The sequence below is a fragment of the Sinomonas terrae genome, assembly GCF_022539255.1.
Taxonomy (GTDB): Bacteria; Actinomycetota; Actinomycetes; order Actinomycetales; family Micrococcaceae; genus Sinomonas; species Sinomonas terrae.
In genome coordinates, this window is record NZ_JAKZBV010000001.1 from 3,711,887 (window position 1) to 3,735,044 (window position 23,158).

The window sequence follows — 23,158 nt, forward strand, 5'->3', positions numbered from 1 at the left end:
AAGGCCTGCAGAAGGCAGCTAGAAGGGTGGTTGCTCGTCGCCTCGCTGCCGATTCGAAGTTTCAGCCACGGCGATTGCGCCATGCTCGATTGCGCCACGCTCAGGTTCGGTCACGTGAATTCGCCCGAGGGGGGACCGCCAGCGAAGGGTGCCGTCGGGCTGTCGCCGGTAGGTCCACGCGTCGATGGACTTTAGCGCGTGGTGTTTTCGACACAGCATCGCGAGGTTATCGGGATCTGTTCTTCCGCCATCCTGCCATTCGACCGTGTGGTCGGGTTCGCAGTTGTCAGCATGCTTTATGCATCCGGGGAAGAGACAGGTTCGGTCCCGGTACGCGAGGTATCGACGTAGCGCCCGAGGCGGGCGGTAGGAGGTGCGCCCGACGCCCAGAGCAGTTCCCGTATCCCAATCGGTGTAAAGCGTGTTCCAGTTGGGTGCGAGCGCGGCCAAGCGGCGGGCAGTGGCGGGGTCGATCGGCCCGTACCCCTCCAGCTCCGGGAACTCGGCGCCGGGGCCGTCGCCGACGGCACCGGCTTGGCCCGGAGCAGAGGTGGTGGGAGCAGAAGTCGTAGGAGCAGGGTTGCTGGGAACAGACGCGCTGCTGCTGGAAGCGGACGAGCTGGGAGCGGAGCCGCTGGGAATACAGCTTCTGGGAACAGGGGCCTCAGGGACGGGAAGTTGCACGGCTTCGAGGACGCTACGGACCGGTATCGTCACCGTAACGTGGGGCCGGAACGGGCCGGAGAAGGCCGGGTCCGGCACGCCCAGGAGGCGGGCGAGGAGGGCATCGGCGCGCAGCTGGGACAGGGTCCGCTCCTCCTCCGCCAGCCGGAAGGCCCCCGACAGCAGCCCGGCATCGGCGCCGGCGCCGGCGTCGGCACCGGCACTGGCCGTGCTCACGGAACCTGTGGCGGTGAGGGTGCTGCGGGCGGTGCGGGCGTCGGTGTCGAGGCCGTTGTAGAGGGCCAGGCCGGCCTCGGCGGGCAGGAACGCGGTCAGGGTGCACATCCCGTCGGGCTCGGGGGCGAACCAGACCCCGCGGTCCCGGGCCGCTGCCTTCTTCCGGGCCTGGAGGCTCTCGGGGTGCTCCCGCTCCCGCAGCCGGCGCAGGGCCGTGCGCAGCTCCGCCGGGGTCCGCCGCCGCCCGGTCCGGGTCAGCGCCCTCTCCAGGCCCTGCCGGGCGAACCCGGCCGGGAGGTGTCAGATCTTCTGTGTAAGGGGTGACGGCCGGATCTGAAGGGATCAGGATCATGACCATGACAGAGGACGAGGAGCAGGGCCGGCGCCGCTCGACGGCCGAGGTCGCCGCGGACCTGGAGGCCTCCGGGGCCCTGGACGCTCTCTTCGCCAGGATCGACTCGGGCGAGGTCCAGCTCACCGGCGACGGGGGCCTGCTGCCCGGGCTTCTCAAGGCGGCCCTCGAGCGCGGCCTGCAGGCGGAGATGAGCTCCCATCTGGGCTACGAGAAGGGCGACCCGGAGGCAGCGTCGTTCCCGAACTCGCGCAACGGCACGAGCCCGAAGACGGTCGCCACCGAGGTCGGGGATGTGGGCCTGGAGGTGCCGCGCGACCGGGACGGGACCTTCGCCCCGCGCCTGGTCCCGAAGGGATCCCGGCGTCTCGGGGGCCTGGACGAGATGATCATCTCCCTCTACGCCGGCGGGATGACGATCCGGGACATCCAGCACCATCTCGCCTCCACCATCGGCACCGAGCTCTCGCACGAGACCATCTCCAAGATCACCGACGAGATCCTCGAGGAGGTCCTGGCCTGGCAGCGGCGCCCCCTGGAGGCCTTCTACCCGGTGGTCTACCTGGACGCCCTGGTCGTCAAGGTCCGCGACGGGGCCCACGTGCGCAACAAGGCCGCATCGCCGTCGGCGTGGACCTGGAGGGCATCAAGCACGTACTCGGGATCTGGGTCCAGGCCGCCGAGGGCGCCAAGTTCTGGGCCGGGGTCTGCGCCGAGCTGGCCAACCGCGGCGTCGCCGACGTCCTGGTCGTCTGCTGCGACGGCCTCACCGGCCTGCCCGAGGCGATCGAGGCCACCTGGCCGGGCTCGATGGTCCAGACCTGCGTCGTGCACCTGATCCGCGCCGCCATGCGCTTCGTGAACTACGGCCACCGCAAGGCCGTCGCCGCCGCCCTGAAGACCGTCTACCAGGCCCCCGACGCCCCCACCGCCAGAGCCGCCCTGGACGCCTTCGCCGCGAGCGAGCTCGGCAAGAGGAACCCCAACACCGTCCGCGTCTTCGCCGACGCCTGGGAGCGCTTCACCCCGTTCCTGGCCTTCCCGCCCATGCTGCGCCGCGTCATCTACACCACCAACTCCATCGAGTCCCTGAACTATCAGCTGCGCAAGATCATCAAGAACCGCGGCCACTTCCCCAACGACGACGCCGTCGTCAAGCTCCTCTGGCTCGCCATCTGCAACATCGAGGACAAGCGCGCCCGCGACCGCCAGCGCGAACGCGACCAGAACGTCCCCTCCGACAAGCGCCACGCCGACGGACGCCTCGTCGAAGGCCAGGTCACCACCAACTGGAAGCAGGCCCTCGCCCAGCTCGCCCTCGCCTACCCCGACCGCATCAACCCCTACCTATGACCCCGCCCCTTACACAGAAGACTTGACAAGCTCCCCGGCCGCGGCCCCGGGAGGCAGGGTCCGGGCCTGGTCCAGGATCACCCGGGCGTGCTGGTGCGAGACCCGCCCGGCCGTGAGGGCCTCGAGCACCTCCGGGGCGTGGGAGGCGAGGTCGGCGGCCTCGTTCAGCAGCCGGGCCGCGGCCGCCTCGGACACCGCGGTCGCCGCGGCGGCCTCGGCGACCGCCAGGGCGTGGGCCTCGGCCCCGTTCAGGCGCACCGGCTGGCAGTCCCTGCGCGGGCCCGGCTCCTCGGCCAGGGCGGCCCCGAGCCGGGCCAGGGCCTCCAGCTTCGCCGCACTCGCCCAGCCGATCACCCGCTCCGCGCACTCCACCACCGCCAGGGCCTCCGCGGCGGAAAGCGACGCCGCCGCGGGCAGGCCCACCGAGCCGTGCAGCGGCGAGGAGGACGGCTCATCCAGCACCACCAGCTGAGCCCAGCCCCCACCCGGCACATCCTCCGGGAACCCCTTCTCTTCCGAGAGCCCCATCGCGTCACCGGCCCCGGACGGACCCACCGCAACAGACTGCACCGCCCCGGAGGGAACGGCCTCGGAAGGAACAGTCTCAGGGAGGGGGCCCGCCCAGCCTCCGGCCTCGGTCCAGCCCCCTGACCAGAAGTCCGGGCAGAACTCCGGCGAGAAGTCCGGCAAGTTCTGGCCCACCGCGTGCTGTTCTGCGCTCATCCCCCATCACCCCCTCATTTGTCGGAGAATTCCGTTCCCCGATCCTCTGATCCGAGCCTACGGAAGGACCCCGACAAAATAAGACCGGCAAAATCAGACCGGCAAAACAAGCGGGGCGAAACCGGAGCCCGAGGAACGGCCGAGGGCCTGGGCGTTGGTGGGCCGCATCAGCCAAAGCAGCTTCGGCGAACTAGGCGTACGGAATCCCAGAACATACGGTCTGCTCTCCTGAGCTCTCACGTCAGAGCCCGTCAACCTAGGCCTAGCACTCCTAGGAAGCGGAGGGCGCCCCTGATGGAACGAGCTGAGAGTCAACTTCGAGTAACGTTAGGTGCGTACCGCACCGGGGCGGCCGGACCGAGAGCCGAATCAGGAGCCGAATCCAGACGTCGCCCGACGAGTACGACTCGACTCACCGCTGCCCCAAGCACCCCAAGCACCCCAGGCCGAGCGTGCAGCAAGTCGCGCCGGCGCACACCCGCCGCCTCCTTTGAAGGGGCCCGGCATGCCGTGCGTGCAGCGCCGGCACCAGTGAGAGCAAGAAGAGGAACATGGAACAGACGGCCCTCATGGCCATCGCACTCGTCGGCTTCGACAACTCAGAAGTCCGCAGCGCGCTACCGAACGCACCCATCATCGACGACGGCCGGGCCGACCGGGGCAAGAGGCTCAGGAAAGCCCGCGGCGGGCTGGCGAATGCCCTTCATCGCCTCGCGTGGTCACTTGAGCCGGATCCGTGGTCGATGACGGAGGCACACTGAAAGATTTCGCGCCGCCGAGAGCTTTTGCAGCGCCGAGAGGTGCTTCAGCACCGAGGCGTTCCTCTGCGCCATAGCTGCCGAGCATCGAGAGCGAATCGGCCGACGGCGACCCCGGCTTCGCGGAGAACAGCCGCAGGGTTTGGTCGGGGTCGTCGCGCGGCGCGAGATCCTCGAAGTTGAGTTCCAGGTCACCGACGATTGGATGCCGCATCCGAATCGTGCCGGCGTGCTCCGTCACAACGCGGTGCCCCGCCCACCATTGACGGAAGTGCTCGCTCTGCACGGCAAGCTCGCCGACAAGCTGATTAGCCTGAAGATCGCTCGGGTGACGGCCGATGTCGACACGCAGGGCGCCGGTGGCCTCGGCCGCGACCGCTGCCCAGTCGGAGAACAGTTCACGGGCCCGCGGGTCCAGGATGATCCAGCGGGTGAGGTTGCGTTCGTGCACTGGCATGCTCGGGAAATCAGCGAGCAGAAGGAACGCGAGCCGGTTTCCCCCGAGGACATCGGTTCGGCGCCCCAAAATGAGGGCGGGAACAGTGCCGACGGCGTCCAGGAGCTGGCGAAGCGCCGGGCGGACGCCTTGGGCGGCCAGCGGGGAGCGCTGCGAGTTGGCGCAATGCTCGAGGAGATCCATCATGTGGGCTCGTTCGGCCGCATCCAGACGGAGGGCACGGGCGACGGAGTCGAGCACGGCCCGCGACGGGTGAATGTTGCGCCCTTGTTCGAGCCGCGTGTAGTAATCCGTGCTCACGTCGGCCAGCAGCGCGATCTCCTCGCGGCGGAGCCCGGGCACGCGCCGTCCGCCCGCAGTCGCAGCGATCCCGACCTGCTCCGGCGTGAGCCGTGACCGCATCGCTTTGAGGAACCGACCGAACTCAGCGCTTTGACCCATGGGTTCCATTCTGGCCCCACCGAGGCGTGGCGTTCCACGCACAAGGGTAGGACTCGCATTCCTAGGAAGCGCGCCAATACCTGCTGCCGTCGCGCTTGCGGTCCACTACGCCCTCGTCGACAAGAGCGCGGCGCACCCCGGGAACGTCGTCGACCCGGTCCGCGAGTCTGGCATTGAACTCGACCTCCGAGACTTCCTCGTCCGCGCCCAAGAGTTCCGTGCCGAGACCACGGAGCACTTCGAGTCGCAGCCGGTGCTGGCGCGGGAGCTGCTCCAGCTTGCCCCTGGGCTTTTCCGGCAACGCCGCGCGGGCGCCGTCGAGCAGCGCGCGGAGGGCGCCGTCGTCGACCGCTACCCGCCCGTCGGGAAGCTCCTTGAGCACGCCCGCCCCGCTCAGAAGGCGGTCCTGACGCTCGTCCGCCGCGACGCCGTCGTCCCCTCCCCCGACAATCTCGGCGAAGCGCGCCCGCGACCGCCCGTTCGCCAGAGCGGCCAGGAATTGGATGAGCTGAGGCTGCATGGAATCCATTCAACTACCGCCGCATCAGTTGCCGTCCCGCAGCTGAGCATTCCCCCGCGCGAGCTTGACCGCGAATGCGAGTGCGCCGAGGCGGCCGGTGCCGCGCGGGTCGCCGCCGAGGGCGCCGAAGATGCGGGCGAGCCGCTTGTGCAGGCTCTGACGTTCGAGGAAGAGCGTGCGCGCGGCGTCGGCGGTATTGCAGCCCGCGGTGATCCAGACATCCAAGGTGCGGACGAGCTCGCCGCCCCTCTTCTGCTCGAGCTCGATCAGCGGGCCGAGGGTCTCCTGCACGAAGGCCTGGGCCGCCTGACGGGAGAGCTCGCGCTCGGCGAAGCGTTCGACGACGAAGTCCGCACTGTCGTAAACCGCGTAGTCCCACTTGGAGGCGCGTCCGAGGCGGAGCGTCGTGCGCGCCTCGACGAGCGACGCGGACGCACCCCGGATGTTCGGTGTGGTCGGGCCGAGCGCCCCGACCGTCCCCGTGCGGGCAAGCGCGTCGCGGAGCGCGGCCACGAGCTCACCCCGCTCAGTCGCCTCTCGGCCGGGATCGAAGGTGAGGAGGGCGACGGCGGTATCACCGTCCGCCTGGAGGCGCGCCCGTGCGCGCATGCCCCGGAGCGCGCGCTCGACGGCGGCGGACGGCGGTGCGCTCGACGACGACCGGAAGATGGCTGCGGCCACGGGCGTCTCGAGCCCGAGCCCGCTCGCCTCTGCGAGTTCCAGGAGCTGGTCGCCGCCCCCACCTGCGAGCACCATGCGCAGGAGCGCGTCGTCGGCCATGCGCGCGAGGCTCGGACGATGATGCTGGGCGAGCGCAAGGGCCACGATGCCGCGGACGCGGGGCGCGACCGTCTCGATCAGGGAGGCATCCGCGCCCGCGCCGCCGCGGAACTCAAGCCTCGCAACGTCCACTCCGCCCACGCCGAGCGGGACGCTCGCGACGACGCTCTCGTCCGCGTGACCCGCGGCCTCCAGAACAGCGCCGGAGTCGTCGACGACGACGACCGCCGCCCCGAGCGCCTCGGCGGCGAGCGCGAGGAGCGGCCCCAGCGACGAGCCGGAAACCGCCATCCTCTCCGTGAGCCGCTGGGAGAGCGCGTCCGCGGCCTGGAGCGCTTCGACTTGCCGGGAGACGATCCTGCGGTTGACGGCCTCCGCGACCTCGACGAATGGCACCACGCGGCGCAGCTCGATGAGCGGCAGGCCGAGCTCGTCCGCGGCGGCGAGCACGTCGTCGGACAGCCGGCGACCGGCGAGAGTCTCGACGGCGACGCCCGCGACGCTGCGCTCGGCGAGGCTCCGCACGTACTCGAGCTGGGCGCCGGGCCGGAGCCCGAGGAAGGCCTGCCCGCCCGTGAGGAGGAGCTCGCCGCCTCGCAGCAGCGGAGCGATCTGGACGACCTCGCTCGAGTGGACCCAGCGCACCCGCCGGCCGGGGACGACCGAGGCGCCGCCGACGACGGCGGGATCGCCGAAGCGCAGCGCCTCGCCTGTGAGGATCTCGTCGAGCGGGATGGACACGTTGCCTCCGTGAGAAGTGACGTTCCGTCACCCGAATGATGAAGAAGGAGTGACGGAACGAGTCTAGGGTGTGGCCGTCACCACATCTAGGCTGGATCGCAGGCCGGCCCTCCCCCGCTTGATTCCCCAGAAAGTGGCACTCCTTCATGAGCCTCGAACCCCAGCGCTCCGAGAGCGCGACGCACAGCGTCGAAGACACACTGCAACCCATTCCCGAGTCCGCCCGCACGACGAAGGTGTCGGGGCAGTTTTGGATCTGGGCGGGCGCCAACGTGGCCCCCATCAACTGGATCCTCGGAGCCCTCGGCATCCAACTCGGCCTTGGGCTCGCCGACACCATGACGGTCCTCGTCATCGGCAACGTGATTGGCATGCTCGGATTCGGATTCTTCGTCCTCCTCGGCCAGAAGACCGGCGCGACCGGCATGATCCTCGCCCGAGGAGCGTTCGGTCGCCGCGGAGCCTACCTCCCCGCTGTCATCCAGGCGATCGTGGCCGTCGGCTGGTCCGCCGTCAACACGTGGGTCATCCTCGATCTCGTCATGGCGCTCTTCGGCCAGCTCGGCTGGGTCGACCCGAACCAGCAGAATCTCGCGTGGCGGATCGTCGTGGCCGCGATCATCATGAGCGTCCAAGTCGCGATCTGCTATCGCGGCTACGGTGCGATCGCGAAGTTCGAGCGCATCACGATGCCGCCGACGCTCCTCGTCCTCGTCGCGATGTCCGTCATCGCCTGGACCCAGCTCCACATCGACTGGGGCTACCAGGGGCAGCCCGGCCACATCCTCACCGGAGATGCGCGGTTCGCCGCAATGTCGGGAATCATGACCGTGATCGGCATCGGGTGGGGCATCGGCTGGTTCACGTACGCCCCGGACTACTCCCGATTCGTCTCGAAGAGCATCCCCAAGTCGAAGCTCTACCTCACCTCGGTCCTCGGCCAGTTCCTGCCTGTCGTGTGGCTCGGCCTCCTCGGAGCGAGCCTCGCGACGATGAACGGTACGGCCGATCCCGGCGAACTCGTGGTCAAGAGCTTCGGCGCCCTCGCCGTCCCGGTCATTCTGCTCGTCATCCACGGCCCGGTCGCAACGAACATCATCAACCTGTACACGTTCGGCGTCGCGACCCAGGCCCTCGACATCCGGATCTCCCGGAAGAAGCTCTCGATCCTCGTCGGCTGCCTGTCGATGGCCGCCGTCGTCCTCTTCCTCTTCGCCCAGGACTTCGCAACGCTGCTCGACAATTGGCTCGGAACGATCGTGGCCTGGGTTGCGACGTGGGGTGGCATCATGGCCGTTCACTACTTCATCTTCGAACGCAGGCACACCGACTACAGCTACCTGTTCCTGAACCCGCGGGACACTCGCCTCAAGGCGGTCAACGCGTCCGCGCTCATCGCGTTCGGCGCGGGGCTCGTCATGACGTGGTTGTTCATGTACGGGACGCTCCCGATCTTCCAGGGGCCGATCGCCACCGCCATGGGCGGCGTCGACCTCTCGTGGCTCGCCGGCACCGTGACGTCCGCGGCGGTCTACTTCGCCCTCGGGTATGCCCAATTCCGGTCGCGGATCGCACACGACGTCCCACTCATGGCCGTCTCGTCGGCTCCCCCTGCACCTTCGGCACAGGGGGCGTCATGAGCGTGTTCATGGAAGACCTCGACGCCTTCACCTACCGCGAGCGCCTCGCGACCGGGAACCGGCTCGTGATCGTGCCGGTCGGGTCGGTCGAGCAGCACGGCCCGCACCTCCCCCTCACGACTGACGTCCTGCTCGCCCGCGCTGTGAGCGGCCGGCTCGCGCAGGCGGTCGGAGCCCTCGTCGCCGCGCCCGTCGTGTACGGCTACAAGTCCCAGCAGCGTTCGGGGGGCGGCAACCACCTCGGCGGCACGACGAGCCTCGACGCGACGACGATGATCGCCATTGCCCGCACTCTCACGCACGAGTTCGCGCGGCACGGAGCCGAAGGGGTCATCTTCCTCAATGGCCACTTCGAGAACTACCAGTTCCTGTACGAGGGGGCCGAGCTCGCGACCAGGGAGCTCGCAGCGCGGGGCAGTGATCTCGAGGCCATGCTCCTCTCCTACTGGGACTTCGTGGACGACGCGACCCTCGAAGAGGTCTACGCGGGGAGCTTCCCCGGCTGGGATGTGGAGCACGGAGGGGTCCTCGAGACGTCGCTCATGCTCCACCTCCATCCAGAACTCGTGGACCTCGGACGGGTCATGGACTTCCCGCCCGCGGAGCTGCCCCGCTACGACCTCCTGCCGGTCCGCCCCGAACTCACCCCCGCCTCGGGCTGCCTCTCCTCGGCGGCGAGAGGCTCCGCGGGGGCGGGTCGCCTGCTGCTTGAGCGGACGACGACGGCGCTCACCGAGGCGGTGGACGGTGCGTTTCAACGCAACCTCGTTGCATCCACGGAGACAAACCCTTGACCGTGATCTAGCACACTCGTATTCTGATGCAACAGCGTTGCATTTATAGCAACCCAAATCCCCCTGGTGGTTCCCATGAGCACTGACAAGCCCTCTTTGGCCCACGCAACATCGGCCCCGCTGGCCTCCGGACTCGGCAAAGACGCCCGCCGGCGCGTTATCTGGGGCAGCTTCATCGGCAACTTCGTCGAATGGTTCGACTACGCCGTCTACGGCTACCTCGCCTCGACGATCGCCTCGGCGTTCTTCCCCGACTCGGACAAGCAGACAGCGCTCCTCGCGACGTTCGCGGTCTTCGCGATCTCGTTCTTCGTGCGGCCGCTCGGCGGCTTCATCTGGGGCCACATCGGCGATCGGCTCGGCCGCCGCACTGCCCTTTCGATCTCGATCCTGATCATGAGCGGCGCGACGTTCTGCATCGCGCTCATCCCGTCGTACAGCCTCATCGGGGTCGGCGCGCCGATCATCCTGCTCGTCATCCGCGTCATCCAGGGCTTCTCGGCGGCCGGGGAGTACGCGGGAGCCTCGGCGTTCCTCGTCGAGTACGCCCCGGCCCACCGCCGCGGGATGTACGCCGCCGTCGTCCCCGCTTCGACGGCAGCCGGCCTCCTGCTGGGCTCGCTGCTCGCGGCGGTACTCTCGGTTGTCCTGAGTACGCAGCAGATGGCCGAGTGGGGCTGGCGGCTGCCGTTCCTCCTCGCCGCGCCGATGGGGCTCATCGGCCGGTACATCCGGACCAAGCTCGAGGACACCCCGGTGTTCCGCGAGCTCGCCCACGAGGACAAGGTCGACCACGCGCCGATCAAGGACATGTTCACGCTGCACTGGCGCTCCCTCGTGCTCGCGGTGGGCGCCGTGCTGCTCAACGCCGTCGGCTTCTACGTGATCCTCTCCTACATGCCCACCTACCTCTCCACCGAGCTCGGGTTCGGGGCCACGGAGTCGTTCGTCGCGACGACGATCGCGCTCGTCACGTACATCGGCTTCATCTTCCTCACCGGCCTCGCGTCGGACCGGTTCGGCCGGAGGCGGGTCCTCATCACGGCGTCGGTGCTGTTCGCCGTACTCACGGTCCCGGCCTTCATGCTCCTCGACGCGGGCAACTTCGCCGTGATCCTGCTCGTCGAGATCTTCCTGGGCGGCATGCTCACGCTCAACGACGGAACCCTGCCGAGCTTCCTCGCGGAGCTCTTCCCCACCCGGATCCGCTACTCAGGCTTCGCGGTGAGCTTCAACCTCGCCAACGCTCTCTTCGGCGGCACGGCTCCGTTCGTCGCAACGCTCCTCATCGGAGTCCTCCACACCAAGCTCGCCCCGGCCTGGTACCTCGTGGCCGCCGCGCTCGTCTCACTCGTCGCCGTGCTGTGCGCGAAGGAGACCTACAAGAAGCCTCTGGCCAACTGACTTCCTCTCACCATCACAACCCCTTATTAAGGAGAACCATGCCCATCGACACCACCGTCACCTCGGTTTCCGAGCTCGAGCGCCTCAAGGTCCTGCACAACGGGACCAAGCAGCCGCTCACGTTCTCTGATGCCGAATTCGAGCGTCGCCTCGCCGGCCTCCGGAAGATCATGGCGGAGAAGGAGCTGGACGCCGTCGTCCTCACCTCGTACCAGAGCATCAAGTACTACTCCGATTTCCTCTTCACGTACTTCGGCCGTTCCTACGCGCTCCTCGTCACCCCCGACGACCAGGTGACGGTCACCGCGAACATCGACGCCGGCATGCCGTGGCGCCGCAGCTACGGCGAGAACATCGTGTACACGGACTGGCGGCGAGACAACTTCTACTTCGGGCTGCAGGAGGCGCTGCGGCAGCGCGGCATCACGGCGAAGCGCCTCGGCATCGAGGACGACACGGTCCCGCAGCTCCAACGCGAGCGGATCGCGGCGGCGTTCCCGGGCGCGGCGCTCGTGGACGTCTCGCAGGCCGCGATGCGGCAGCGCATGATCAAGTCGCCCGAGGAGATCGAGGTCATCAAGCACGGCGCCCGCATCGGCGACCTCGGGGGCGAGGCCATCAAGGCCGCGATCCGCGAGGGCATCTCCGAGTACGAGGTCGCGCTCATCGGCACGGAGGCCATGGTCCACGAGATTGCGCGCACGTTCCCCGACTCCGAAATCCGCGACACCTGGGTGTGGTTCCAATCCGGCATCAACACCGACGGCGCGCACAACTGGGCGACGACGAGGAAGCTGCAGAAGGGCGACATCCTCTCGCTCAACTGCTTCCCCATGACCTCCGGCTACTACACCGCGCTCGAGCGCACGATGTTCCTGGGCCAGCCCGACGCCCGCTCGCTCGAGCTATGGGAGATCAACGTCGAGGTGCACCGCCGCGGCCTCGAGCTCATCAAGCCCGGTGCGGTCTGCAAGGACATCGCGGCCGAGCTCAACGAGATATACATCTCGCACGGCCTTCTCCCGAATCGCACGTTCGGCTACGGCCACTCGTTCGGCGTCCTCTCGCACTACTACGGACGCGAGGCCGGCCTCGAGCTGCGCGAGGACATCGAGACGGTGCTCGAGCCCGGGATGGTCGTCTCGATGGAGCCCATGATCACGGTGGCCGAGGGCCAGCCGGGCGCGGGCGGCTACCGCGAGCACGACATCCTCGTGGTCGGCAAGGACGGGGCCGAGAACATCACGAAGTTCGGCTTCGGGCCGGAGAACAACATCATCCAAGGCTGACAACATCATCGAGGCATAACAACCAGCGTGGCGGGGTCGCGAGGCCCCGCCACTTAGGGTGGAATCCATGACTGGCCCCTCCCCTATCTCGAACGCCGTGGCCGTGCTGCGCTGCTTCAGCGTCGACGAGCCGCTGCTCGGCGTCACCGACATCGCGGCCCGCGTGGGATTGCACAAGAGCTCGGTCTCGCGAATCCTCGCGATCCTCGAGGCCGAGGGCCTCGTGGAGCGGGACGAGCCGACGCGCCGCTTCAGGCTTGGTCTCGGCATCATCGGGATCGCCGGGCCGCTCCTCGCGGACCTCGACGAGCGCCGCGTCGCCTACCCCGCGCTGCGGGAGCTCGCCGAGCGAACCGGCGAGACGAGTGCGCTCCTCCTGTGGAACGGGAGCGAAGCGGTCTCCGTGGAGCAGATCCCGAGCCGGCACCAAGTCAAGCACACCACGACGCTCGGGACGCGGTACGCCACGACGCTCTCGGCCTCCGTCCAAGTCTTCCTCGCGGCCGAGACGGCCGAGCGCGTGCGCGAGGCGCTCGGGGGTACCGATGACGAGCTCGAGGCCTACCTCGCCCGGCTCGCCGAAGTGTCAGAGCGGGGATACGCCGTCAACTATGGCGAGACATCGTCAGAGGAAGTCGGTGTCGCCGCGCCCGTGTACGACCACCGGGGCGAGATCGTCGCCGCAGTGCTCATTTCGGCCCCGCGCTTCCGCATCTCCCCCGAGCAGGTCACGGACCTCGGAAAGGCCTGCGCCGAGACCGCCGCGGAGGTAACGCGGCGGCTCGGCGGGGCGCCCAGGACTTCTTAGGACTTCTTAGGACGACGCCGCGGCGCGCTGCGCTGGGGCCGCAACCTCGCGCCCGACCCGAGGCATGCAGAGGACGGCGACGACCGTGAGCAGGGTCCCGACCAGAACCGCAAAGAACACGGTGTCCGAGGCCGAGATGATCGTGTGGGGGTTCGTGCTGCCGTTGGGCGTCCTCGCGTAGATCGCGTTCGCGACGGCGCCGAATACCGCGACGCCGAGGGAGCTGCCGATCGAGCGGGCGAACATGTTGGTGCCGGTCACGACGCCGCGTTCGTTCCATTCGACGCTCGACTGGGCGGCGATGAGGGTCGGCGTCGCGACGAGACCGAGCCCGAGGCCGACGACGAAGCAGCTCACCGCGACGAGCACGACGTTCGGGGTCTGCGCCGAGAGGGCGAGGACGCTCGCGCCGACCACGGAGATCACGATCCCGATGAGGGCCGTGTTCCGGAAACCGATGCGCAGGTAGAGCTTCCCGGATTGGGACGCGCTGATGGGCCACCCGATCGTCAGCGCGGCGAGCGCGAGGCCCGCAAGCACGGGCGAGACCGAAAGGGCCCCTTCGAGGAACGTGGGGACGTAGGACGTGAGCCCGAGGATGATGGCGCCGACGCCGAAGGAGATGAGCGTCGTGGTGAGCAGGAGCCTGCGCGAAATGACCCACAGCGGAAGGACCGGCTCCGTGGCGCGCCGCTCGGCGAAGACGAAGGCCACGAGCAGCACCGCGCCGATCACGAAGACACCGATGCCCAAGGACGAGTTCCACGCCCAGGCCTGTCCGCCTTCGAGGGCGCCGAGGATGATGAGGGTCATCGCGCCAGTGAGGAGCGCCGAGCCGGTGTAGTCGATGCGGTGCCGAGCACGCTCGATCTTCTCGTGGAACGTGCGGACGAGCATCCACCCCGCAAGCACGCACAGGGGCACGTTGATGAGGAAGATCCCGCGCCAGATGCCGAGCGAGGAGAAGACGCCGCCCAGCGTCGGTCCGACGACAGAGGAGATGGCCCACACGCTCGCGAGGTAGCCCTGGACCTTCGCGCGTTCTGCGAGCGAGTAGATATCGCCCGCAATCGTGATCGCCATGGGCTGGACGGCTCCGGCCCCGAGGCCCTGCAGGACGCGGAATGCGATAAGGGCTGGCATGCTGACCGCGACGCCACAGAGGATCGAGCCGAGCATGAAGAGCCCGATGCCGGCCAAGACGATCGGCTTTCGCCCGACCATGTCCGAGAGCTTCGCGTAGACGGGCACCGACACCGCCTGGGCGAGCAGATAGCCCGAGAAGAGCCACGGGAAGGACGAGAACCCTCCGACGTCGCGGACGATAGACGGCACCGCGGTCGCGACGATCGTCGAATCAATCGCGACCAAGGCGGTCGTGAGCATCAGAGCGATGAGGATGGGGCCACGTTCCGAGCGAAAGCCCACTCCCTCGGCGTGTGTCTTCGTCATGACTTTCGTTCTCTTCTGTGGAGGCGTGCGTGGCACGAATGGCCAGAGTCCTAAAGCAGCAACCCCGGAAGGGGCGGGATTAGTCCCGTCCTTGGAGTTCAATCTGCCGCTCAGGGTAGGTCTGCGAGTCCTAGGAAGGGCAGGGGATGGCCTCCTCCCTGACAGTTGCAGCCAGCCTGTGTAGCGTGGATCTATGCCTACAGCACGTGCCTACGCGGCTCCGTCCGCGACCGAACCCCTTGTCCCCACCACGATCGAACGGCGCGAGCCCGGCCCCCACGAGGTCCTCATTGCCATCAAGTTCGCTGGCATCTGCCACTCCGACATCCACACCGCCCGCGGCGAATGGGGCGCCATCTCCTATCCCATCGTCACGGGGCACGAGATCGCCGGAGTCGTGGAGGCGATCGGGGCCGAGGTGAGCAAGTACGCCGTCGGTGACCGGGTCGGCGTCGGCTGCTACGTCGACTCGTGCCGCAAGTGCGCGAACTGCCTCGCCGGGGAGGAGCAGTACTGCCTCGAAGGCGAGATCGGCACCTACAACGCGATCGGCCGCGACGGCAAACCCACCGCCGGCGGGTACAGCACCCACATCACCGTCGAGGAGGACTACGTCCTGCGCATTCCCGACGCCCTCGACCTCGACGTCGCCGCCCCGCTCCTGTGCGCGGGCATCACCCTGTACTCCCCGCTCAAGACCTGGAACGCCGGGCCCGGCAAGCAGGTCGCGATCGTCGGGATGGGCGGTCTCGGGCACATGGGCGTCAAAATCGCCCACGCCCTCGGCGCTGAGGTCTCGGTCATCAGCCAGTCCCTCAAGAAGCAGGACGACGCCTTCCGGCTCGGCGCCGACCACTACTACGCGAGCTCGGACGAGAGCACCTTCGAGGACCTCAAGGGCCGCTTCGACCTGATCGTGAGCACCGTCTCCTCCGATCTGGACCTCGACGCCTACCTGGGACTGCTGGCACTCGACGGGACGTTCGTCGCCGCGGGCCTGCCGGAGAACGCCATGAGCTTCGGCCCGGGCTCGCTCGTCGGCTTCCGCCGCCGGCTCGCCGGGACCAAGAACGGCGGCATCCGCCAGACCCAGGAGATGCTCGATTTCTGCGCCGAGCACGGGCTCGGGGCAGAAATCGAGGTCATCCCCGCGGAGAAGATCAACGAGGCGTGGGAGCGCGTCGTCGCAAGCGACGTCCGCTACCGCTTCGTGATCGACACGGCCACTCTCTAACGCGGCACCCGCGCGGCTACGGGTGCAGGAGCACCTTCGTGTAGCCGTCGACGCGCTTGTCGAACTTCTCGTAGGCATCCGGCGCCTCGTCGAGCCCGACCTCATGCGACACGATGAGGGAGGGCTCGGCGCGGCCCGCGATGATGAGATCGCGCAGGTACCGGTTGTACTTCTTCACCGGGCACTGGCCGCCCGCGATGCTGATGCCCTTCGTGAACGCCGTTCCGTAGTCGAACGCGATGCGGCCCTGCTTCGCCAGATCGTTGGCCGCGCCCGGGTCCTGGGGCATGTAGACGCCCACCACGCCGATGTGCCCGGTCGCGCGGACGGCCTGAATGAGGTTGTCGAGGACCATCTCGGGGTGTTCCTGCCCGGTCGCATCGTGGGCCTGATAGCCGACAGCCTCGATCCCGCAGTCAGCGCCGACGCCGCTCGTCGCGTTCATCACGACCTCGGTCGGATCCTCGTTCGCGAAGTTGATCGCGGTCGCGCCGAGACGCTCCGCGAGCGCGAGGCGGTCCGGCTCCTTGTCCACGACGAAGACCTGCGAGGCTCCGCGGATCAGTGAGCTATACGCCGCGAGCTGTCCGACCGGACCCGCGCCGAACACTACGACCGAGTGTCCCGGGCTCACGCCCGCAAGCTCCGAGCCGTGGTACCCGGTCGGGAAGATGTCGGAGAGCAGCGTGAAGTCGCTCTCGTGCTCCTTGCCCTCCGGCAGCTTGAGCAGGTTGAAGTCCGCCCACGGGACGCGCAGGAGCTCCGCCTGACCGCCCCAGTAACCGCCCATCTTGGGGTAGCCGTAGCCGGCGCCCGGCGTACCGGTCGGGTTGGCGCGGAGGCAGGCCGACGTGAACCCCTCGTTGCAGTTGCGGCACGTCCCGCAGGCAATGTTGAACGGCACCGACACTCGGTCGCCGACCTTGACTCGATTGACCGCCGAGCCGACTTCCTCGACGATCCCCATATTCTCGTGGCCGATCACCATCCCCTGCTCGAGTTCCGCGCGTCCCTCATAGGGGTGCAGGTCGGAACCGCAGATGTTCGAGGTCGTGATGCGGATGATGGCATCCAAGGGTTCCTCGATGCGAGGATCCTCCACCTCTTCGACGGTGACGTTGAACGGGCCCTGATACACGACAGCTTTCATGGCCGCGTCTTACCCCCGCGCCCACACCCCAACACTGTTGGACAGGTACAAATCCTGAAATGGCGATCGGGTCCGCGGGCGACGGCGGCCTGGTCACCCGAAGCGTTAAACGCGAAAGCACGCGTCTCCGAAGAGGAAACGCGTGCTTTCGAGGAAACCTGAAGTCTCCGAGACGCCGTTAGAGCGGGCGAATGTTCGTGGCCTGCGGGCCCTTGGGGCCACGCTCGGTGTCGAACTCGACCTGCTGGCCCTCCTCGAGCGAGCGGAAGCCCTGGGCGACGATCGCGCTGTAGTGCGCGAACACATCGGGAGCACCGCCATCGGGAGCGATGAAGCCGAAGCCCTTCTCAGAGTTGAACCATTTGACGGTGCCAGTGGCCATAGTCAGTCTTACTTTCTGTTTGATTCGGCCGCGGGAAAGAGCCAGCGGCCAGGGAATGCCCCGGAAGGCATTCCGACCAGTCTACAGGCGATCAGGATTTGTAGGTAATCGTCGCGGTCCCGTTGCTGTAGACGATCTTGCCGCCCTGGAAGTCCTGCTCAGTCCCGGTCGTGGTGGTCCCGGTCGTGGTGGTCCCGGTCGTGATCGCGTAGACCTCGCTCGTCGGGTAGCCGAGCTTCCCGCTCTCGAAGCCTGTCGACTGCCAGGCCTGACGGGTCGGGCCGTACGACTCGTGGGCGCCCGTGGCCTGCGACCAGACGATCGCCCCACCCTGGTAGTTCTGGTAGGTGCCGCCGTTCACGAGGCCGGAGACGACCTCGGTGGTCGGGTAGCCGAGCACCCCCGTCTCGAAGCCGGTAGTCGACCACTCCTGCCGGATCGGGCCGTACGACTCGTGCGTGCCGGCTGTAGGCGAGGAGATGATCGCGCCGTTCTCGTAGTTCTGGTAGGAGCCGCCGTTGATGAGCCCACCGACGATGTTGCTCGTCGGGTAGCCGAGCTTCCCGGTCTCGAAGCCCAGCTGCTGCCACTCCTGCCGGATTGAACCATAGGACTCGTGCGTGCCCGCGGTGGGCGAGGAGATGATCGCGCCGCCCTCATAGTTCTGGTACGAGCCGCCGTTGGTGAGACCTGTCACGACGTTGGTCGTCGGGTAGCCGAGGATTCCGCCCTCGAACCCGAGCTGCGACCAGCGCGTCCGCATCGCACCTACGGACTCGTGAGTCCCCGCCGTCGGCGAGGAGATGATGGCGCCGTTCTCGAAGTTCTGGTAGGAACCGCCGTTGCGAAGCCCGGTGACCGTCTCGCTCGTGGGGTAGCCGAGCTCCCCGCCCTCGAAGCCGAGCTGCTGCCAGCGCTGCCGGATCACGCCCATGGACGAGTGAGCGCCCGTGGCAGGCGACCAGATGATGGCCCCACCCTCATAGTTCTGGTACACGCCGCCGTTGCGGAGGCCCGAGACCTCGTCAGTGGTCGGGTAGCCGAGGGGGCCGTTCTCGAAGCCGAGGGCGGACCAGCGCGAGCGGATCGCCCCGTGCGAGACCATCGCACCGTTCGCGGGCGTCCAAATGACGGCGCCGCCCTGATAGTTGCGGTAGTAGCCGCCATTGCGGATCGGCGTGATCGCTCCCGTTGCCGAGCCGAGGCCCCACTGCGCGGCCTTCGCGTCCATCTGCGGGCCGATGATCGCGGCCATCGCCGTGACGGTGACGGTCGCGGAGGACGAGGAAACCGAATTGACGGTGACCTGAGTTCCGCCGTCCGTCGTGAACGTCTGCCCTGGCTGCCACGAGAGGTTGTACGAGTAGTAGCCGCTGTAGGGCTGCGTGCTCGGCGGGATGAGCAGCGACTCCGTGGGGTCGATGTCCGTCTTGAGGATCTGGATCCCCTGGTTGCCGCCAGTGGCGGTGGGAGCGTCGTAGCCGATGGGGGCCTTGTACTGGAGGTTGTAGATCTCCCCCGTCGCCGGGTCGGTGAACTCGAGCGCACGGCTCGCGCCCGTGCCTGCCCACGGCGTGAGCGTGTACGTCCTCGCGGTACCCGCCGTCCCGGCGTCCTGGACCTCGTTGCCGTTGCCGAAGCCGCCGAACTGGAACAGGACCGAGTCGAGGTAGGGCCAGCTGTACTGGGAAATCCCCATGATGCTGTTGTTGTCGCCGTACTCGCGGGACGAGCACGCGGAGTCCGCGAACGCGCTGCCCACGATCTGCGAGTCCATCGCGCCGTCGGTGCACTGCAGGATATTAGAGTGGCCGAGGCCCTGGATGTGGCCAAGCTCGTGGGTCATGACAGGGCCGGTGAAGCTCGACTGCTGCGCGACGAGGACGCGCCCGCCTTCACTTCCGGGCGTGCCCGTCTCCCACGTCACGCCGAGGGCACCCGAGACGCCGCTCACGGAGATATTGGCGCCCGGAATCATCATCATGAGGACTTTGTCGGGCCCGTCGGTCCACTTAAGGTTGCTGGCGACGGCATTCATGATGGTCGAGAAATCCGCGGTCGAGGCATAGTTGATCGAGGTGCTCTGAACGGAGCCCGCCTGAACAAGGGAAATGTGCCCTGCGGAAATGGTCTGCCAGTAGCTGTTGGCCGACTGGAAAGAATTCTGCAGAGCGGTGGTGTCATAGGTGGCCGTCGGATGATCGGTCGTCTTGACTGTGACAAGCGTCACCGAAATCTGGGCTGTTCGCTGCGGATAGGAAAGTGCCGGCTGGACCGCGGCGGGCTCGGCTCCCGGGGAAGCGATGGCCGACGTCGTCGGGGCCGCCGCGAGGAAGACGGCGCCAAGCGCCGAGACAACCGCTTTGCGACTCCGATTTGCCCTGTCTACCCGCTTGGCCATGCCAGTCCTCTCCCCTTGACGCAAGTCAGCGCCAATATTACTGGTATATGACAAGCCAAAGAAACCCTCTTTTCGGAGGGTCACGCTTCGAGACTAAAGAGGTCAACGTATACCTCGAGCCAGCGTCCACCACTAATCTATGTGTCACGGTTCACTTGGACCGTGAACGCCACGCTGCGGAAGGGACCACGTGCCGGATATTGCGGGCGGCGAAGAGGAGACCCGGAAGCGCGTCCTGACGGCATTGGACCGGGACCCGGAACTGGGGCGCGAAAGTCCCGACCGTGAGGAATTCGAGCGCCGATTCGAGCTTCATTTCCCGGACCTCGAGCAGCTCTTTCGCTCGCTTTACGGCTCTCGCGACGACTGGCTCGAACACCTCACTGCGCTCGTCCTCGAGTGCGCGAGGTCGTGGGAGCAACGGCCGGCCGAGCTCAAAGCCCTGGACGCCCGGCGCGAGGCGGAGCCGGATTGGTTCCAGTCACGCCAGATGCTGGGTGCCGTCTGCTACGTGGACCGGTATGCGGGGAATCTCGAAGGACTCCGCGAGCGCATCCCCTACTTCCAAGAGCTCGGCCTCACGTACCTGCACCTCATGCCGCTGTTCCTCGCTCCCGAGCCGAACTCGGACGGCGGCTACGCCGTCTCGAGCTACCGTCAGGTCAATCCGCGTCTGGGCACGATGCAGGAGCTTCGTGACGTCGCGGCGGAACTCCGGGAGCGCGGCATCAGCCTCGTCGTGGACTTCATCTTCAATCACACCTCGAACGAGCATGAATGGGCCAGACGAGCGGCCGCGGGCGAGCCCGAGTTCGAGGACTACTACTGGATCTTCCCGGACCGAACCATGCCCGACGCCTACGAGCGCACAGTCCGGGAGATCTTCCCCGACGACCACCCGGATCGTTCGTGCAGCTTCCCGACGGACGCTGGGTGTGGGCCACGTTCCACACCTTCCAATGGGACCTCAACTACTCGAACCCAGCGGTCTTCCGGGCCATGGCGGCCGAGATGCTGTTCCTCGCGAACCAAGGCGTGGAGATCCTCCGCATGGATGCCGTCGCGTTCATCTGGAAGCAGCTCGGGACCGCCTGTGAGAGCCTGCCCCAAGCGCACGAGCTCCTCCGGGCGTTCAACGCCGTGTGCCGCCTCGCCGCGCCGTCGCTCCTTTTCAAGTCGGAGGCGATCGTCCACCCCGACGAGGTGGTGCAGTACATCGACCCCGCCGAATGCCAGCTCTCGTACAACCCGCTTGAGATGGCCCTCACATGGGAGGCGCTCGCGACCCGTGACGCGCGGCTCCTCTCCCAGGCGCTCGAACGCCGCCATAACCTCCCGCCCGGCACGGCGTGGGTCAACTACGTCCGGAGCCACGACGACATCGGCTGGACGTTCGCTGACGAGGACGCCGCGGAGTTCGGGATCAACGGCTTCGACCACCGCCGCTTCCTCAACGCCTTCTACGTGAACCGCTTCCCGGGGAGCTTCGCCCGGGGCGTCGCCTTCCAGGACAACCCCCGCACGGGCGACTGCCGCATCTCCGGCACGACGGCATCGCTCTGCGGCCTCGAAGACGGCTCACCCGAGGCCGTCCGGCGCATCCTCCTCGTCCACTCGATCGCCATGAGCACCGGCGGCATCCCGCTCCTCTACCTCGGCGATGAGGTAGGGCAGCTCAACGACTACTCCTACAGTCAGGAGCGCGGACACGAGGCGGACAGCCGCTGGGTCCACCGCCCGCACTTTCCCGTGGAGCGCTACGCGCACCGCAACGATCCTTCGGCGCCCGAGGGCGCCGTCTACGCAGGAATCCGGAGGATGCTCGAAGTACGGGGGCAGACGCCGGAGTTCGCAGGCAACCGCCTCATCGACTTCCACACGCACAACCCCCACGTCCTCGGCTACCAGCGGCCCGGCGAGGCGAGCACCGTCGTCGTCCTCGCGAACTTCGACGACGCGCCCCAGCACGTCGCCGCGGCGACGCTGTCGGGGCTCGGGGGCGACGCCGTCGACCTCTTCACTGTCGACCTCTTCACTGTCGACCTCGTCACTGGGGCCCCGGTGCCGCTCGGCGAGGGGCTCACGCTCGGGGCGCAGTCCTTCGTGTGGCTCAGGGCCGGGCGCGCACAGAACGGGCAAGCATAGAACGGCCGCGGCGCCCTGAGCGCCGCGGCCGGATTGAGTGGACTTTCTTGTCAGTGCGACGGCATCATCCTGTGATGCGTGTCGATAGCGGGCTTGATCGCCGCAGCCGTGACGCCGGCCGCGATGATCCCTGCGATCCATGAAGTCCATGCTGCACCCGTGTGGTCGTAGTAGGCGCCCATCCACGGGGAGATAAACAACAGGATTCCCAAGGCGCACTGTGCATACTCGAGCCACGGAGTGCCGGGCATGGACAGATTGAGAACCGCCGCAACGATCAGCAGGATGCCGAATACGAGCATGAGGGACCTTGACGAGCCAGTCTGGTTGGTCCAGAAGACCGCCAGCGCGGCGTACAGGCCGCAGACTCCTGCTACGTAGTCCTCCCAACGGGTCCACTTTGTCATTTGGTTACTCCTCCCAACAACTTGCTCCTCCGGCTTCCCGAAGGAGCCGGTCAGTGGTTGGTGGTCGGTGCTTCCGCGCCGGCGCGCCTAGGCCGCTGGCCATTTCAAGTACACGACTCTCCGACCCATGCTGTAAAGGGCACATAAGGTAACGGACTGGGCATCATTTTTCGGGCCTCGAACTTCAGGCCTCGAACTTCGTTTCGACGTCCGAGTTCGTCACGCTGGCCACGACGCCCCGGGCCACGTCCGCGAGCTTCTCGTTGCGCGCGTTGCTCGCCCGCTTGAGGATCTCGAACGCGTCCTCGGGCGAACACCGGTTCTGGCCCATGACCACGCCGATGGCGATGTCGATCACCGTGCGGTTCTTCATGGCGGCCGCGCGGTGCTCGGCAAGCTCCTGCTGGTGCGCATACCGCGCTGCGAGCCGCAGGGCCCAGGACACCCCGCGCCGGCAGCGTCCGACGGCGCCGAGGAGCGCATGCGAGTCGGGCTCCGCCTCTGCGCCGAGGAGGACGAGCGCCGCCTGGGCCTCGTCCTCAAGCGGAACGGGGAGGGCCATCAGCAGCTGATCGCTTGCGAGCTTGTGGGTCTCGGCGCTCGAGGTGCTCGCAACATTCGAAGTGGCATGGCCGGGATCCCCTGCGTGGTCCGGTCCGATGACGGAGACGGACTCCGTGAGCACGGACCGAAGCGGGCTCGATTCTCGGGCCAGCCAAGAATGCATCACGCGCTCCGTGGACTTGTCGCTCGCCGCGACGAGCACCGGACGACGACGCCGCTGCACCGCAATCCCGCACGCCACCGCGTGCTCGGCCAGCGAGTCCGACGCCCATTGGGCCAAGCCGTAGGCGACGTCCTCCAGGCTTCTGTGCTCGAGCAGCAGCCGGTGCAGTTCTGAGTACTCCAGTTCGGAGTACTCCAGTTCTGGGTGCCCCAGTTCTGGGCGCTCCAAGTCAAGATCGTCGTTCCGAGCCTCCGCCCCGGGCTGCCGGCGGTTCGTAGGGCTCGTTGACTCCATGCCTAG

General features: G+C 67.6%; 18 protein-coding genes and 2 pseudogenes. 8 read left to right on the forward strand and 12 right to left on the reverse strand.

What is annotated here, in order from left to right:
- Positions 1–18: 18 nt before the first annotated feature.
- Positions 19–1,170 carry an HNH endonuclease signature motif containing protein gene (locus tag L0M17_RS17130; RefSeq protein WP_308196920.1) on the reverse strand — a complete coding sequence of 384 codons (1,152 nt, stop codon included), beginning with the start codon at positions 1,168–1,170 and terminating at the stop codon, positions 19–21.
- Between the two features lie 80 nt (positions 1,171–1,250).
- Here L0M17_RS17130 and L0M17_RS17135 point away from each other — a divergent pair.
- Positions 1,251–2,605, forward strand: a pseudogene (locus tag L0M17_RS17135) (IS256 family transposase).
- 9 nt (positions 2,606–2,614) lie between these two features.
- Here the strand turns inward: L0M17_RS17135 and L0M17_RS17140 are convergent.
- From L0M17_RS17140 to L0M17_RS17155, 4 genes are all read right to left on the reverse strand, one after another.
- Complete coding sequence (locus tag L0M17_RS17140) at positions 2,615–3,328, reverse strand: DUF222 domain-containing protein (protein ID WP_241055623.1); 714 nt, start codon at positions 3,326–3,328, stop codon at positions 2,615–2,617.
- A 669-nt stretch (positions 3,329–3,997) separates the two neighbouring features.
- Positions 3,998–4,984, reverse strand: coding sequence for a helix-turn-helix transcriptional regulator (locus L0M17_RS17145; protein ID WP_241055625.1), 987 nt, complete (start codon positions 4,982–4,984; stop codon positions 3,998–4,000).
- A 61-nt stretch (positions 4,985–5,045) separates the two neighbouring features.
- On the reverse strand, positions 5,046–5,504 hold the full coding sequence (locus L0M17_RS17150) for a DUF2087 domain-containing protein (protein WP_241055626.1): 459 nt from the start codon (positions 5,502–5,504) through the stop codon (positions 5,046–5,048).
- 24 nt (positions 5,505–5,528) lie between these two features.
- On the reverse strand, positions 5,529–7,025 hold the full coding sequence (locus tag L0M17_RS17155; RefSeq protein ID WP_241055628.1) for a PucR family transcriptional regulator: 1,497 nt from the start codon (positions 7,023–7,025) through the stop codon (positions 5,529–5,531).
- 146 nt (positions 7,026–7,171) lie between these two features.
- On the opposite strand from L0M17_RS17155, the gene L0M17_RS17160 reads away from it, so the two are divergent.
- The 5 genes from L0M17_RS17160 to L0M17_RS17180 all read left to right on the forward strand — a co-directional run bounded on the left by L0M17_RS17160 (position 7,172) and on the right by L0M17_RS17180 (position 12,960).
- A complete protein-coding gene (locus L0M17_RS17160; protein WP_241055629.1) occupies positions 7,172–8,665 on the forward strand; it encodes a purine-cytosine permease family protein in 1,494 nt (497 codons plus the stop codon).
- The gene (locus L0M17_RS17165) at positions 8,662–9,459 is read left to right on the forward strand and encodes a creatininase (protein ID WP_241055630.1); all 798 of its coding nucleotides are present in this window, start codon (positions 8,662–8,664) and stop codon (positions 9,457–9,459) included. Before L0M17_RS17160 ends, L0M17_RS17165 begins: the two co-directional genes overlap by 4 nt.
- 75 nt (positions 9,460–9,534) lie before the next feature.
- Positions 9,535–10,863, forward strand: a complete 1,329-nt coding sequence (locus L0M17_RS17170; protein WP_241055631.1) for an MFS transporter — start codon at positions 9,535–9,537, stop codon at positions 10,861–10,863.
- A gap of 38 nt (positions 10,864–10,901) precedes the next feature.
- A complete protein-coding gene (locus L0M17_RS17175) occupies positions 10,902–12,152 on the forward strand; it encodes a M24 family metallopeptidase (RefSeq protein ID WP_241055632.1) in 1,251 nt (416 codons plus the stop codon).
- Between the two features lie 67 nt (positions 12,153–12,219).
- The gene (locus L0M17_RS17180) at positions 12,220–12,960 is read left to right on the forward strand and encodes an IclR family transcriptional regulator (RefSeq protein ID WP_241055633.1); all 741 of its coding nucleotides are present in this window, start codon (positions 12,220–12,222) and stop codon (positions 12,958–12,960) included.
- A 6-nt stretch (positions 12,961–12,966) separates the two neighbouring features.
- Here L0M17_RS17180 and L0M17_RS17185 read toward each other — a convergent pair whose 3' ends face one another.
- Positions 12,967–14,412 carry an MFS transporter gene (locus tag L0M17_RS17185; RefSeq protein ID WP_241055634.1) on the reverse strand — a complete coding sequence of 482 codons (1,446 nt, stop codon included), beginning with the start codon at positions 14,410–14,412 and terminating at the stop codon, positions 12,967–12,969.
- 193 nt (positions 14,413–14,605) lie between these two features.
- Between L0M17_RS17185 and L0M17_RS17190 the strand changes: the two genes are divergently transcribed.
- Positions 14,606–15,646, forward strand: a complete 1,041-nt coding sequence (locus L0M17_RS17190; protein ID WP_241055635.1) for an NAD(P)-dependent alcohol dehydrogenase — start codon at positions 14,606–14,608, stop codon at positions 15,644–15,646.
- A gap of 16 nt (positions 15,647–15,662) precedes the next feature.
- Here the strand turns inward: L0M17_RS17190 and L0M17_RS17195 are convergent, their stop codons facing one another.
- From L0M17_RS17195 to L0M17_RS17210, 4 genes are all read right to left on the reverse strand, one after another.
- Positions 15,663–16,796 (reverse strand): glutathione-independent formaldehyde dehydrogenase, encoded by a 1,134-nt coding sequence (locus L0M17_RS17195; RefSeq protein WP_241055636.1) that lies wholly within the window; start codon positions 16,794–16,796, stop codon positions 15,663–15,665.
- Between the two features lie 178 nt (positions 16,797–16,974).
- Positions 16,975–17,178 carry a cold-shock protein gene (locus L0M17_RS17200; protein ID WP_043123986.1) on the reverse strand — a complete coding sequence of 68 codons (204 nt, stop codon included), beginning with the start codon at positions 17,176–17,178 and terminating at the stop codon, positions 16,975–16,977.
- 91 nt (positions 17,179–17,269) lie between these two features.
- Complete coding sequence (locus L0M17_RS17205) at positions 17,270–19,579, reverse strand: LGFP repeat-containing protein (protein ID WP_241055637.1); 2,310 nt, start codon at positions 19,577–19,579, stop codon at positions 17,270–17,272.
- A 151-nt stretch (positions 19,580–19,730) separates the two neighbouring features.
- Positions 19,731–19,895 (reverse strand): hypothetical protein, encoded by a 165-nt coding sequence (locus L0M17_RS17210; RefSeq protein ID WP_241056534.1) that lies wholly within the window; start codon positions 19,893–19,895, stop codon positions 19,731–19,733.
- Here L0M17_RS17210 and L0M17_RS17215 point away from each other — a divergent pair.
- A pseudogene (locus tag L0M17_RS17215) lies at positions 19,824–21,724 on the forward strand (alpha-amylase family protein). The gene L0M17_RS17210 and the pseudogene L0M17_RS17215 sit on opposite strands and share 72 nt — an antisense overlap.
- 50 nt (positions 21,725–21,774) lie before the next feature.
- Here the strand turns inward: L0M17_RS17215 and L0M17_RS17220 are convergent.
- Both L0M17_RS17220 and L0M17_RS17225 read right to left on the reverse strand, forming a co-directional pair.
- Complete coding sequence (locus L0M17_RS17220; RefSeq protein WP_241055638.1) at positions 21,775–22,131, reverse strand: SPW repeat protein; 357 nt, start codon at positions 22,129–22,131, stop codon at positions 21,775–21,777.
- 184 nt (positions 22,132–22,315) lie between these two features.
- Positions 22,316–23,152 (reverse strand): ANTAR domain-containing protein, encoded by an 837-nt coding sequence (locus tag L0M17_RS17225; RefSeq protein ID WP_241055639.1) that lies wholly within the window; start codon positions 23,150–23,152, stop codon positions 22,316–22,318.
- Between the last annotated feature and the right edge of the window lie 6 nt (positions 23,153–23,158).

What these genes read in the sequence shown, in the direction of transcription:
- L0M17_RS17140 (WP_241055623.1), bottom strand. Translation starts at nt 3,328, where the DNA reads ATGAGCGCAGAACAGCACGCGGTGGGCCAGAACTTGCCGGACTTCTCG.
- L0M17_RS17145 (WP_241055625.1), bottom strand. Translation starts at nt 4,984, where the DNA reads ATGGGTCAAAGCGCTGAGTTCGGTCGGTTCCTCAAAGCGATGCGGTCA.
- L0M17_RS17150 (WP_241055626.1), bottom strand. Translation starts at nt 5,504, where the DNA reads ATGCAGCCTCAGCTCATCCAATTCCTGGCCGCTCTGGCGAACGGGCGG.
- L0M17_RS17160 (WP_241055629.1), top strand. Translation starts at nt 7,172, where the DNA reads ATGAGCCTCGAACCCCAGCGCTCCGAGAGCGCGACGCACAGCGTCGAA.
- L0M17_RS17165 (WP_241055630.1), top strand. Translation starts at nt 8,662, where the DNA reads ATGAGCGTGTTCATGGAAGACCTCGACGCCTTCACCTACCGCGAGCGC.
- L0M17_RS17170 (WP_241055631.1), top strand. Translation starts at nt 9,535, where the DNA reads ATGAGCACTGACAAGCCCTCTTTGGCCCACGCAACATCGGCCCCGCTG.
- L0M17_RS17175 (WP_241055632.1), top strand. Translation starts at nt 10,902, where the DNA reads ATGCCCATCGACACCACCGTCACCTCGGTTTCCGAGCTCGAGCGCCTC.
- L0M17_RS17180 (WP_241055633.1), top strand. Translation starts at nt 12,220, where the DNA reads ATGACTGGCCCCTCCCCTATCTCGAACGCCGTGGCCGTGCTGCGCTGC.
- L0M17_RS17185 (WP_241055634.1), bottom strand. Translation starts at nt 14,412, where the DNA reads ATGACGAAGACACACGCCGAGGGAGTGGGCTTTCGCTCGGAACGTGGC.
- L0M17_RS17190 (WP_241055635.1), top strand. Translation starts at nt 14,606, where the DNA reads ATGCCTACAGCACGTGCCTACGCGGCTCCGTCCGCGACCGAACCCCTT.
- L0M17_RS17195 (WP_241055636.1), bottom strand. Translation starts at nt 16,796, where the DNA reads ATGAAAGCTGTCGTGTATCAGGGCCCGTTCAACGTCACCGTCGAAGAG.
- L0M17_RS17200 (WP_043123986.1), bottom strand. Translation starts at nt 17,178, where the DNA reads ATGGCCACTGGCACCGTCAAATGGTTCAACTCTGAGAAGGGCTTCGGC.
- L0M17_RS17205 (WP_241055637.1), bottom strand. Translation starts at nt 19,579, where the DNA reads ATGGCCAAGCGGGTAGACAGGGCAAATCGGAGTCGCAAAGCGGTTGTC.
- L0M17_RS17210 (WP_241056534.1), bottom strand. Translation starts at nt 19,895, where the DNA reads ATGAAGCTCGAATCGGCGCTCGAATTCCTCACGGTCGGGACTTTCGCG.
- L0M17_RS17220 (WP_241055638.1), bottom strand. Translation starts at nt 22,131, where the DNA reads ATGACAAAGTGGACCCGTTGGGAGGACTACGTAGCAGGAGTCTGCGGC.
- L0M17_RS17225 (WP_241055639.1), bottom strand. Translation starts at nt 23,152, where the DNA reads ATGGAGTCAACGAGCCCTACGAACCGCCGGCAGCCCGGGGCGGAGGCT.